Source organism: Pseudomonas mandelii (assembly GCF_002251635.1).
Lineage (GTDB): Bacteria > Pseudomonadota > Gammaproteobacteria > Pseudomonadales > Pseudomonadaceae > Aquipseudomonas > Aquipseudomonas mandelii_B.
This window is the reverse complement of sequence record NZ_NMOJ01000185.1, coordinates 1-12407: the sequence shown is the minus strand read 5'-3', so window position 1 is coordinate 12407 and position 12407 is coordinate 1. Positions and strand designations below refer to the sequence as shown.

General features: G+C 59.1%; 12 protein-coding genes. 5 read left to right on the top strand and 7 right to left on the bottom strand.

All coding sequences use genetic code 11. The features are described 5' to 3' along the window. The 5 genes from cyoB to hmpA all read right to left on the bottom strand — a co-directional run. Positions 1-1995: cytochrome o ubiquinol oxidase subunit I (gene cyoB, locus B7L09_RS22860; RefSeq protein ID WP_094470759.1), on the bottom strand; the 1995-nt coding region annotated here is incomplete at its 3' end. 3 nt (positions 1996-1998) lie between these two features. Then, a complete protein-coding gene (gene cyoA, locus B7L09_RS22855) occupies positions 1999-2943 on the bottom strand; it encodes a ubiquinol oxidase subunit II (RefSeq protein WP_094470758.1) in 945 nt (314 codons plus the stop codon). A gap of 816 nt (positions 2944-3759) precedes the next feature. After that, positions 3760-4269 (bottom strand): disulfide bond formation protein B, encoded by a 510-nt coding sequence (locus B7L09_RS22845; RefSeq protein WP_094470757.1) that lies wholly within the window; start codon positions 4267-4269, stop codon positions 3760-3762. Positions 4270-4294: 25 nt separating this feature from the next. After that, the gene (locus B7L09_RS22840; RefSeq protein WP_094470756.1) at positions 4295-4837 is read right to left on the bottom strand and encodes an ester cyclase; all 543 of its coding nucleotides are present in this window, start codon (positions 4835-4837) and stop codon (positions 4295-4297) included. Positions 4838-5087: 250 nt separating this feature from the next. Then, the gene (hmpA, locus tag B7L09_RS22835) at positions 5088-6269 is read right to left on the bottom strand and encodes an NO-inducible flavohemoprotein (RefSeq protein WP_094470755.1); all 1182 of its coding nucleotides are present in this window, start codon (positions 6267-6269) and stop codon (positions 5088-5090) included. A 157-nt stretch (positions 6270-6426) separates the two neighbouring features. Here hmpA and norR point away from each other — a divergent pair, with 157 nt between their 5' ends. From norR to B7L09_RS22810, 5 genes are all read left to right on the top strand, one after another. Continuing rightward, positions 6427-7977 carry a nitric oxide reductase transcriptional regulator NorR gene (norR, locus tag B7L09_RS22830; RefSeq protein ID WP_094470754.1) on the top strand — a complete coding sequence of 517 codons (1551 nt, stop codon included), beginning with the start codon at positions 6427-6429 and terminating at the stop codon, positions 7975-7977. Between the two features lie 266 nt (positions 7978-8243). After that, on the top strand, positions 8244-9146 hold the full coding sequence (locus tag B7L09_RS22825) for a chemotaxis protein CheV (protein ID WP_094470753.1): 903 nt from the start codon (positions 8244-8246) through the stop codon (positions 9144-9146). Positions 9147-9149: 3 nt separating this feature from the next. Then, positions 9150-9632, top strand: a complete 483-nt coding sequence (locus tag B7L09_RS22820) for a GNAT family N-acetyltransferase (RefSeq protein WP_255142447.1) — start codon at positions 9150-9152, stop codon at positions 9630-9632. A 179-nt stretch (positions 9633-9811) separates the two neighbouring features. After that, positions 9812-10138 (top strand): hypothetical protein, encoded by a 327-nt coding sequence (locus B7L09_RS22815; protein ID WP_094470752.1) that lies wholly within the window; start codon positions 9812-9814, stop codon positions 10136-10138. An 83-nt stretch (positions 10139-10221) separates the two neighbouring features. After that, on the top strand, positions 10222-10971 hold the full coding sequence (locus B7L09_RS22810) for a YkgJ family cysteine cluster protein (protein WP_094470760.1): 750 nt from the start codon (positions 10222-10224) through the stop codon (positions 10969-10971). 154 nt (positions 10972-11125) lie between these two features. Here the strand turns inward: B7L09_RS22810 and B7L09_RS22805 are convergent, their stop codons facing one another. Both B7L09_RS22805 and B7L09_RS22800 read right to left on the bottom strand, forming a co-directional pair. Continuing rightward, positions 11126-11383, bottom strand: coding sequence for a hypothetical protein (locus B7L09_RS22805; protein WP_083375782.1), 258 nt, complete (start codon positions 11381-11383; stop codon positions 11126-11128). Between the two features lie 198 nt (positions 11384-11581). Then, positions 11582-11953, bottom strand: a complete 372-nt coding sequence (locus B7L09_RS22800) for a DUF6124 family protein (protein WP_094470751.1) — start codon at positions 11951-11953, stop codon at positions 11582-11584. Positions 11954-12407: the final 454 nt, after the last annotated feature.

Sequence of the window (12407 nt, the reverse complement as noted above, 5' to 3'; positions counted from 1 at the left end):
GTTGGCCGGGATTTTCTTCTCGGCTACCAGGCGAGCGTGTTGCTCGGCTTCGATGCGCTCGATCGTTTCGACCGGCACCATGTAGCCTTGATCATCACGGGCAGCGTGAATGATGAAGTAACCGATAGTGCCAACCAGGCCCACGATTGCCAGCCACCAGATGTGCCAGATCATCGCGAAACCGAACACGGTCAACAGCGCACCCATCACCACGCCAGTGGCGGTGTTGTTTGGCATGTGGATCGGCTCGTACTTGGCCGGAGCGCGGTACGCGGTACCGTTTTCCTTGGCTTCGGTGAACGGGTCGATGCAGTCGGCTTTCGGCAGCACGGCAAAGTTGTAGAACGGTGGTGGCGACGAGGTCGACCATTCCAGAGTGTGGGCATTCCACGGATCACCGTGTTCGCACATGTTCTCTGGCTTGTTGCGGTCACGCACACTGACGTACAGCTGGATCAGNTGGCAGGCGATACCCGCAGCAATCATCACCGCACCGAACATGGCGACGTACAGGTACGGCACCCACTCAGGGTTGGTCGTAGCGTTCAGACGACGGGTCATGCCCATGAAGCCCAGAGCGTAGAGCGGCATGAACGCAACGAAGAAGCCCGAGATCCACAACCAGAATGCAGCCTTGCCCCAGCCTTCGTGCAGCTTGAAGCCGAACGCTTTCGGGAAGTAGAAGCTGAAACCAGCGATGTAACCGAATACAGCACCACCGATGATCACGTTGTGGAAGTGAGCGATCACGAACAGGCTGTTATGCAGTACGAAGTCAGCACCCGGGATGGCCAGCAGTACGCCAGTCATGCCGCCGATGGCGAAGGTCACCATGAAGCCCAGGGTCCACAGAACCTGGCTGGTGATACGCAGACGGCCGTGGTAGATGGTGAATAGCCAGTTGAATAGCTTCACCCCCGTCGGGATGGAAATCAGCATCGTCGCCAGGCCGAAGAAGGCGTTGACGCTTGCCCCCGAGCCCATGGTGAAGAAGTGGTGCAGCCAAACCATGAAGCCCAGTACGGAGATCGCGCCGGAGGCGTAGACCATCGAGTGGTGACCGAACAGGCGCTTGCCGGTAAAGGTCGAGATCACTTCAGAGAAGATACCGAACGCTGGCAGGATCAGGATGTACACCTCAGGGTGACCCCATGCCCAGAACAGGTTCACGTACATCATTGGATTGCCACCAAGTTCGTTGGTGAAAATGTGGAAATCCAGGTAACGGTCAAGCGACAGCAGCGCCATGGTAGCGGCCAGGATCGGGAACGAAGCCACGATCAGGACGTTGGCCCAGGTGCAGGTCCAGGTGAAGATCGGCATGTCCATCAGTTTCATGCCAGGGGCGCGCATTTTCAGGACGGTGGCCAGGAAGTTGACCCCCGTCAGTGTCGTCCCGAGTCCTGATAACTGTAGCGCCCAGATGTAGTAGTCCACACCTACGCCAGGGCTGTACTGGATACCCGACAATGGCGGATACGCAACCCAACCGGTCTTGGCGAATTCGCCGACGCCCAGCGACAGGTTGATCAGCACAACGCCGGACACCAGCAGCCAGAAGCTCAGGGAGTTCAGGAACGGATAGGCAACGTCACGCGCACCGATCTGCAGCGGCAAGGCAAGGTTCATCAAGCCGGTGAAGAATGGCATCGCCATGAAGATGATCATGATCACACCGTGAGCGGTGAAGATCTGGTCATAGTGTTCAGGCGGCAGGTAGCCAGGCGAACCCTCGGTGGCCATGGCCAACTGGGTACGCATCATGATGGCGTCGGCAAAACCACGCAGCAGCATGACCATGGCAACGATGACGTACATGACACCGATTTTCTTGTGGTCGACAGACGTCAACCACTCGGTCCACAGGTAGGTCCATTTCTTGAAATACGTGATTGCAGCAAACAGTGCCAGACCACCCAGCGCGATCATGGCGATGGTCACCATCACGATCGGCTCGTGGAACGGGACCGCATCCCAACTTAATTTACCAAACATCGTTTACTCCTCTGCCCCAGCAGTTGAATGCGAGTTCATGTCCATTCCTTGCGTAGCGGCCACTTCTTTCTCTTTCTTCTCGTGCTTCACCTTAGGACCCGGTTTCATGCCTTCGTACTTGTCGACGATGGTCTGGAACAGGTTCGGCGTCACCGAGGAGTAGAGCTCGACTGGGTTGTTCTGGCTCTGCTTGGCAAGGGCGGCGTACTCAGCTTGTTCAAGCTGTTTAGGTGCGGCCTTGACTTTGGCTACCCAGGCGTCGAAATCTTCCTGGCTTGTCGAGATCGCTTTGAATTTCATGCCGGTGAAGCCAGCGCCGCTATAGTTGGCGGAGATGCCTTCCATTTCAGCTTTCTGGTTGGCGATCAGGTGCAGCTTGGTCTGCATGCCTGCCATTGCGTAGATCTGGCCGCCCAGAGCTGGGATGAAGAACGAGTTCATCACGGCGTCGGAGGTGATCTTGAAGTTCAGCGGAGTGTGTTCCGGGAACTGGATTTCGTTAACAGTGGCGATACCCAGGTCCGGGTAGATGAACAGCCACTTCCAGTCCAGCGCAACCACTTCGATGTTGATCGGCTTGACGTCGGATTGAATCGGACGGTAAGGGTCCAATTCGTGGGTCGAAATGTAGGTGATGTAACCCAGGGCAACGATGATCAGGACCGGGATGGTCCAGACGGCCACTTCGATTTTGGTCGAGTGAGACCATTTCGGGGTGTAGATGGCGTCCTTGTTAGAGGCACGGTACTTCCAGGCGAACAGGAAGGTCATGATGATAACGGGGACCACGACCAGCAGCATCAGCAGGGTGGCGGTGATGATCAGGTTTCGTTCATCCAGNCCGACCTGGCCCGTGGGATTGAGCAAGGTCATGTTGCAGCCTGACAGCAACAACGTGCCGAGCAGCGGCAATAAGCCTAGTAGTCGGGGGTACCTGTTTTTACTCATCTCACGACCTCTAAAGCAGCTTGCGCAATGCAGTTGGGTTTTGATCGCCAACACTTCACCCTGCCAAGGGTTGGCATTTTTCTTGGATTGAATAAGGGCTGCCCGTCGCGCGTCAGACGCTGTTCGACAAATCCTGGGCTAGCGGTAAGTTCTTATTCGAATTCGTGGTCAAAGGCCTTGTTACAGACCAATTCCATTTGGTGCGGATAGTTGGAAGGCTCCGACACCTGGGAGTCGCACGAAGCGTTCAAGCCCCTCGACGCCCTGTTTTCCTGCTCAAGGAGAGCAGTGCCGGAATTCAGTGCGGGCGATTGTAGATATGTAGCGATTCATAAACCATGTCTCATCCCGAAATAATTTTTATCCATTCCAGCAACAATCATTAACGGTTTTCGCAAAAGTGCGGCATCTTATCGAAATTCATTCTCAACAAAAACACCAAAATTTGTAGGTCTACAGGGCGCAGTTCAGACAGCTATCGGGGCTGACGCAGGCACTTCGGCGATGCCCTAGCCCCTATGAGATAAGGGCTCTGGCGTTTCGCAAGCCCCTGTTAAAACTGCCTGCATGCGCGCGATAGCCTATAAATCAGCAGACGCCTGAGCAGGCCAATTTCGTTGCCTCGCTATACACCGATCCAGCCCCGTGAAATGCCTTGCGACTGTCCCGCTGTGACAACATGTCGCACACGTGTCGCACCCTTCGCTGCCACACATCACGAACTTTTTACGCTGGCCCTGAAATGCAAAACGCCCCGGCTCTCTTGATGAGGACCGGAGCGTTTTTTCACGTTATCCGCGCGAGTGGCGGATGACCTCAGCGCAGTGCTTTGCGGTTACGCGAAGTGAGCAGCGGCACCAGCACCACGATCAGCACGAACGCCACCAGCGCCCATTGCGCCAGCGACAGGCCGAGGATCGGCGGGTACGGCGTGCTGCAGAAGCCGTCGACCTGGAAGCCCAGCGGGAAGATCTTCGCCAGCGGCAGTCCATCGACAATCGGTTGCAGCACATCGATGCCACAGCTGACCGCCGGGTAGAACTGGGTGTAGACGTGATGCCCGGCCACGGCGACGCCGGCCAGTGCGCAAATCACCACCAGGGTTTCAAACACCGTGATGCTGCGGCGGGTGCGCATCGCCGCGCCAATGAAGGCAAACAGCGCAATCAGCAACANNGCATAGCGCTGCAAAATGCACAGCGGGCACGGCGCCTCGCCCAACACGACTTGCATGTACAGCGCACCGCCGATCAGCGCCAGGCAGATGATGCCCAGCAACACCAGATAGCGCCGTTCACGTCCCAACCGCATTGTTTCCTCGCTCATCGCGTTTCCCTTTTGTGCTCGTGGATCAGCTCGCCGGCGGCTGCGCTTGCAGCTGCTGCATCAGGCTGATGTTGTCTTCGATATGCCAATTGGCCGCGATGCGACCGTTATTGATCTGATAGATATCGGTTGCCCGGAAGTCTACACGCTGGCCCTGACCTTTGAGAGCCTTGAACGGGCCAGTGAAGTGACCGCGAAAGTGCAAATGCACCACCACCCGGTCGCCAGCAATGATCATTTGCTCGATCTCGCAACTCAGGTCCGGCACCGCCATGCGAAAAAACTTCGACGCCAGCAGCGGCCCGGTCGGCCCCTGGACCCGGCCTTCGGGCGGGGTCATGTCGATGAACTGCTCCGACAAGGCCGCCTTGGCCAACGCCTCTTCCCCGCTGTTCCAGAAACTGCCGTAACGCCGGGCTGCCAATTCCATCGCATCGCGCTGCGCCTTGGGCAAGCTCTGATCGACGATCACGGTCTGCGGCTGGAGCAAGGTGGATTCGGCGAATGCGAAAGGGCTGGCCAGTAACGCAGCCGATAGAACGAGACGGGAGAAGGTGAAGTGAGTCATGGGGCGATCCTGATCATGTAAACGAACGAGCGCCTATCATCAGCATCGGGGAATAAACGATAAACCGGTTAAGAACGGATTAACTTTTAAGGGATTTTTACGAATCGGGACCACGGCGCGGCCTATCGCGGGCAAGCCCGGCTCCCACAGGATTGATGTCGTACACAACGTTTGTGATCGACATCAATCCTGTGGGAGCCGGGCTTGCCCGCGATGAAGGCGACTCGGTGTGTCCGAGTCGCCACATCATTTATTCCAACGCCGAAGCCGGCCCAAAGAACTCGTAACGGCTCTGCTTCTCCGGCACACCCAGCGCCTTGAGGTGACGCTTGATCGCCGCCATGAACCCTTTCGGCCCCAGGAAGTAAGCATCCAGATCACGCTGCTCCGGCAGCCACTCGCCCAATTGCTCGCGGCTCAACAACCCGACCTTGTGCGCCGCCGGGCTCACGCCGTCATCTTCGGCGTAGCAATAGAAGCGTTTGAGTTGCGGGTGACGCTCGGCCAAGCCATCGATCCAGTCGCGGAAGGCGTGAACGCTGCCGTTGCGCGCGCAGTGGATAAAGTGCACCGGCCGCTCGGTCGCCAGCGCCGCTTCCAGCATCGCCAGTGTTGGGGTGATGCCGACACCGCCGCTGATCAGCACCAGCGGTTTGTCGCTGGCGGTCAGGGTGAACTCGCCCGATGGCGGGAACAGTTGAATGCTCGAACCGACATGCAGTTGATCGTGCAAGTGGTTAGAGGCGCGGCCACCGGTTTCACGCTTGACGCTGATGCGGTACTGGCCCTTGTTGGCCAATGCCGACAGCGAATAGTTACGACGGATCTCTTCGCCATCGAGGATCAATTTCATGCCGATGTACTGGCCCGGTTCAGCCGCCAGAATCGCGCCTTTGTCGGCAGGTTCGAAGTAGAACGAGGTGATTTCCGCGCTTTCCTCGACCTTCGCCGCCACGATGAATTCCCGCGCCCCGCGCCAGCCGCCGGGTGCCTGTTCCTTTTNGTCGTAGATGGCGGCTTCGGCGCCGATCAGGATGTCGGCCAACTGGCCGTAGGCAGCGCCCCAGGCGCTCAGCACCTCAGGCGTGGCAATTTCGTTGCCGAGCACTTCGGAGATCGCACGCAGCAGGCAAGCGCCGACAATCGGGTAGTGCTCCGGCAGAATTTGCAGGGCCACGTGCTTGTTGATGATCTTGGCGACGAGGTCGCCCAACTGATCGAGTTGGTCGATGTGACGCGCGTACATCAAAACGCCGTTGGCCAGTGCGCGCGGCTGATCACCGCTGGCCTGGTGGGCCTGGTTAAACAGCGGGCGNACCTNCGGGTACTCGCTGAGCATCATGCGGTAGAAATGCGTAATCAGCGCTTCGCCGCCGCTTTCCAACAGGGGCACAGTGGATTTGACGATGGCACGGTCTTGGACGCTAAGCATAAGGTGACTCCTGGGGCTACTTGGATTGCTAACTGATTGACCTATGCTTATCAGTTTCCATGCCAAATATTTAAACGTTTAAAATCAATAACTTAAAAACACAGTAGTCATATCGACACAGGCTGACTTATAGTCATACCGACTACACGGAGTCACTATGACTGCAAAATCGCTGCTCACCACCCTGCTGCCCCTCGTCGCCGACCTGTCCCGCGAACTGCCCGAAAGCGAGCGCTATCGGCGCCTGCTGCAAGCCATGCGCGCCCTGCTCCCCTGCGATGCCGCCGCCCTGCTGCGCCTTGATGGCGAATGGCTGGTGCCGCTGGCCGTCGACGGCTTGAGCACCGACACCCTTGGCCGTCGCTTCAAAGTCAGCGAGCACCCGCGCTTCGAAGCGTTGCTCAGCAGCCAAGGCCCGACGCGATTCGCCGCCGACAGCAACTTGCCTGACCCTTACGACGGCCTGGTTGANGGCCTGCATGGGCACCTGCAAGTGCACGACTGCATGGGCTGCCCGCTGTTTATCGACGACAAACCCTGGGGCCTGCTGACCCTCGACGCGCTGGACACCGAGCGTTTCGAGCGCGTCGAACTGGATGCCCTGCAAGCCTTCGCCAGCCTGGCGGCGGCCACGGTCACCGTGGCCGAACGTATCGAGCGCCTGGCATTGCGCGCCGAAGATGAGCATCAGCGTGCCGAGATCTACCGCCAGGCCAGCGGCCAGCAGCACAAGGAAATGATCGGCCAGAGCAAGGCGCACAAGCGTCTGGTCGAGGAAATCACACTGGTCGGTGGCAGTGACCTGACCGTGCTGATCACCGGCGAGACCGGCGTGGGCAAGGAGCTGGTGGCCCAAGCCATTCACGCAGCATCGCCCCGCGCGGATAAGCCGATGATCAGCCTCAACTGCGCCGCCCTGCCGGAAACCCTGGTGGAGAGCGAACTGTTTGGGCATGTGCGCGGCGCCTTTACCGGCGCGCTGAATGAGCGTCGCGGCAAGTTCGANCTGGCCAACGGCGGTACCTTGTTTCTNGATGAAGTCGGCGAATTGTCGCTGACCGTGCAGGCCAAGCTGCTGCGCGTGCTGCAAAGTGGCCAGTTGCAGCGCCTCGGTTCGGACAAGGAACATCAGGTGGATGTGCGCCTGATCGCCGCGACCAACCGCGACCTGGCCGAAGAAGTGCGCAATGGCCGCTACCGTGCCGACTTCTATCACCGCCTGAGCGTGTACCCGCTGCAAGTGCCGGCGTTGCGCGAACGCGGTCGCGATGTACTGCTGCTGGGGGGTTTCTTCCTGGAGCAGAACCGCTCGCGCATGGGCTTGGGCAGCCTGCGCCTGAGCAGCGATGCCCAGGCAGCATTGCTGACGTATGGTTGGCCGGGGAATGTACGGGAGCTGGAGCATTTGATTGGTCGCAGCGCGTTGAAGGCGTTGGGTAACTGCAAGGAGCGGCCGAAGATTCTCAGCTTGAGTGCGGCGGATCTGGATTTGCCCAACGGCAGCATCGAGCTCCCGGCCGAGCAACCGGTTGCCAGCCCCGCCGCTCTGGTTGCGGGAGATCTGCGCGAGGCCACCGAAAATTATCAGCGACAATTGATCAGCGCTTGCCTGGAACGGCATCACGACAACTGGGCAAGCGCGGCGCGCGAACTAGGCCTGGACCGGGCGAATCTCGGGCGGATGGCCAAGCGGTTGGGCATGAAATAACCCCCCACTGTGGCGAGGGAGCTTGCTCCCGCTCGGCTGCGAAGCAGCCGCAAAACCTGAAAATGTAGATAGTCTGATAACACACATCATCTGATCGGGAGCGCTTCGCACTCCAGCGGGAGCAAGCTCCCTCGCCACAGGGGTTCGCCGTTGGGCCGGGAATGGGTATTTAGCCTAAAGCCTGCCCCTAACAAGTCGATAACCCGGCATCAATAGCTTTTGGCGACTTTTTATTCGCCCATCACCTTTTTCCACAGAAGGTTTTTATGTCCACCACCAAAGCCCGCGCAGATTCACTCTCGCTTCTGCTCTTTACCTTGCGCAGCGGCAAGTTGATGGCCATTAACCTGCTTAAAGTCAGTGAAATCATCCCGTGCCCGCCGCTGACCAAGCTGCCGGAGTCACACCCCCACGTCAAAGGCATCGCCACGCTGCGCGGCACCTCGCTCTCAGTGATCGACCTGAGCCGCGCCCTCGGCGAAATGCCCCTGCAAGACCCGAACGGCGGCTGCCTGATTGTGACCGACGTCAGCCGCTCCAAGCAGGGCCTGCACGTACAGGCGGTGAGCAAGATCGTGCACTGCCTGACCACCGACATCCGCCCGCCGCCCTATGGTTCCGGCGGTAATCGCTCGTTTATCACTGGGGTGACCCAGGTCGAAGGCGGGCTGGTGCAGGTGTTGGATATCGAAAAGGTCATCCACGCCATCGCTCCGGCGCCGATTGAAGTAGCGCCGACCGACTTGACCATGGAAGAGGCCGAAGTGCTCGGCAACGCGCGGATTCTGGTGGTGGACGACAGCCAGGTCGCCCTGCAGCAATCGGTGCACACCCTGCGCAACCTCGGCCTGACGTGCCATACCGCACGCAGCGCCAAGGAAGCCATCGATGTACTGCTGGAGCTGCAAGGCACGGTCGAGCAGATCAACGTGGTGGTGTCGGACATCGAAATGTCCGAAATGGACGGGTACGCCCTCACCCGCACCCTGCGCGAAACCCCGGATTTCCAGGAGTTGTACGTGTTGCTGCACACCTCCCTGGACAGCGCGATGAACAGCGAAAAAGCCCGCCTGGCCGGCGCCGACGCGGTGCTGACCAAGTTTTCGTCGCCCGAGCTGACCCGGTGCCTGATCGAAGCGGCCAAGGCCGTCGCCGAACAAGGTCACTGAGTCATGGCCGAAGGCTTTTGCTTGCTGATGCGGCGCAACCTGGCTGAGGCTGTGCCCACGATCAGTTGGCCGGTCGGCATTGAATTGACCCAATACTGTCCCGAAATCGCCCAAGCGGTCCATCGCGTGATGGAGCTGGGTCATCTCGAAGGCGGCGGCCGTGTGCCGGAACTGGCGATCTGGCAGCGGCGTTTTGAAACCGATCCTGAATACGACCCAACGCTCTGCTTCATCGCTCAAGATGCCGAAGGGATCGTCGGCGTGGCGCAGTGCTGGACCAGCGCCTATATCAAAAAGCTGATGGTGCACCCACGGGCACAGCGACGCGGGATTGGCCGCGCATTACTGCTTCACGCGTTCAAGGTATTTCAGAATCGCCGGGAAGGCTTTGTGGATTTGAAGGTGTTGGAAGATAACCTTCGAGCGCAGCGGCTGTATGAAAGTGCCGGGATGTATGTGGTCCGCCGGGAGCCGGTTCCGGTCTGATACACCGCCATCGCGAGCAGGCTCGCTCCCACAATGGGTCTTCGTCGAACACAAAATCTGTGCCCTGTGCAGAACCAATGTGGGAGCCAGCCTGCTGGCGATGAGGCCGACACATTCAACCCAACACCATCAGGCATACTCCCCCCTCGGCCAACTCACCGCCCAAGGATGCCTGCCCCATGAAAACCGCAACCCTGACCTTCCTCTGCCTCACCGCCCTCGCCACCCAGGCCCACGCCTCCAGCCCCGACGCCTGGGCCGCCTACGACAAAGCCGTGCTCGCCAGCTGCACCAAAGCCAGCGGTCTGAAAGACGCCAAACCCGTCGGCAACGCCGCTCAGTTCGACGACCGGGTCGGCTACACCGCACTCCTGCTGCAAGGCCAATACCCGCAAAAACACATGAAAGGCCAGCAAGGCACCGAGCTGTGCCTCTACAACAAAAAGAGCAAAACCGCCTACGTGACCGAGTGGGACTCCATCCGCCCCACCGCCAAAGCCCAGTGAGTGGCGCATAACTTGCTTCGAAACGTGCTTTCGCGGTGTCTTTCTGGCGCCGTTTCATGCCCTCGGAAGCGACCGGCCGCTCAATGAATACGACATTTTCCTGCGTAGGTTGCGGCAAATGCTGCAACGACCACCACGTGCCCCTGACCCTGGCCGAAGCCCGCATGTGGGCGGCCGACGGCGGTCAGGTGATCGTGTTGGTGGAAGGTTTCCTCGGCAACGGCCTGGGCCTGCCCGTGCAGCAACGCGAACACGCCGAACGTCGTTCAGTAGTGGTCCGAAGCGGCACGTCCGAGGCTTACGTGGCGATCACGTTTGCCGCCTACAACGCCGGGCGCTGCCGGAATCTTGACGAAGACAACCGCTGCGGCATTTATGAGCGCCGCCCGTTGGTGTGCCGTATCTACCCGATGGAAATCAATCCGCACATTGCGCTGAACACCGCAGTGAAAGAATGCCCGCCCGAGTCGTGGGAACAGGGGCCGGACCTGATCATCGGTGGTGAGCTGGTGGATCAGGAACTGGCAGGATTGATCCAGCGCTCCCGTCAGGCGGATCGCGATGACATTCAGACCAAAGATGTGATTTGCGGGTTGCTGGGGATTCGGACTACAGCGCTGAAGGGGGATGGGTTTACGGCTTATCTGCCGGATATGAATGCGTTTGCCGCTGTCATTGATCAGCTGGCCGGGCAGCCACTGGCGGGCTCAGGCAGTGATTGGCAGTTTCATGTGTCGGGCGACGATATCGCCGGGCAAGTGCAGGCAGCCGGGGCGCACGTGGCGACTAAAGTGCCGGTGAACTACGCGTTTATTTCGTTGCGGGCGGCTTGATCCGGAAGGTGTATTGCCTTTGATGGCTTCATCGCGGGCAAGCCCGCTCCCACAGGTGATCTCCACAGGCACCGATTTTGTGTACGACAAAGATCCACTGTGGGAGCGGGCTCGCCCGCGATGAGGCCATCACAGGCACCGCAAAAGCTAAAACTCAGCGCTTACCCATCGACCGACGAGTCCCTGGAGGCGCAGCCCCCGGCGTCTTTGTATGGCCATTCTTCGCGCCATTCTTGTACCAAGGCTGGCTGGCATTCTTCGCAGCGGCCAGATCACCCGGTTTGAACGGGAACTTGAACGCCGGGATCGCGGCTTTGGTTTCGCTGTCTGCGCTGGAGTCGACGCTGTCTGGCAGGTCTGCCGGGTCGTCGCTCAAAGCGTCGGCAACCGGCGGTTGTGTTGGGGAAGTCATGAAAGCTCCGGGTGATGCAAAAAGTCGGGCCCGGTCAGCGAGCCGCGAAAGGCGGGAGTATACCTGTGTCCAGAGCCGCAAGCTTCACACCGCAAGCGAGTCCGTCGGGTTTTGTGTTGACTGATCTACNGCGCTGTCCTTGTGGGAGCGGGCTTGCCCGCGATGAACGATAACGCGGTGGACCTGACCAATCGCTACCTACGCCGGAACCTCAACCCTGTCCAGCACCCGATTCACCGCCAACTCCGCCAGCATGATGACCTGCTGAATCGCCAACACCGTATGCCGCTGCGGCCCCTCCAGACTCGTCGCAAAATCACTGCTCATCACACTCGCCGACGCCAACGACTCACAGGCATGGGCCAACAGACTTTCAGAATCAACATCAGGATCGACCACAAACATTGTGCTCGGGCGGCGCGGTTTTGCGCTGTAGCACTCGGGCGGATCGAGGTAGTAATCGAGCGCGCGCTTCATGGCTTCGTGGTCTTTGATAAGCGATTCGGCCTGGGTGGCTTCGTCGCGGGGAGTGGTGGTGTCGATGGGTGGATCGGGGATTAACTTATCCATACAAATTTCCTTTTGATGTTGGAGCCATCAATTTCCGATCTCACTCGGAGCAGAGGTGGCAGCTATGTGCGGTGTGAGATTACCGGCAAAAGGAACCCGGCCAGACCGAAGTCTGCCCGCACACAGCCGCCATAAAAAACTTGCAGGCAGCGGATAAGCTGGCGGCAATTATGGGGGGCCTTGCGCTGGTTTCCAATTGTTCAGCCGGAATCTCACTCCCGGTCGCTGAGTTTTCAGCGACCAAAGGTTAGAGAACACGCTTCCTACCCGGCAACCTGAAAAATGCGTGGGAAAACGCCGTGTTTTTTACACATCATTCAACACAAAAATGGAACGCGGAGCGTCCCGGGCGGCATTCCCACGCGGAGCGTAGGGAACGATCAATCGGGGCAGTAGAAAGAAATTGGTCGGCTGTCAGGCCGCCATCGCGAGCAGGCTCACTCCTACAATGGAC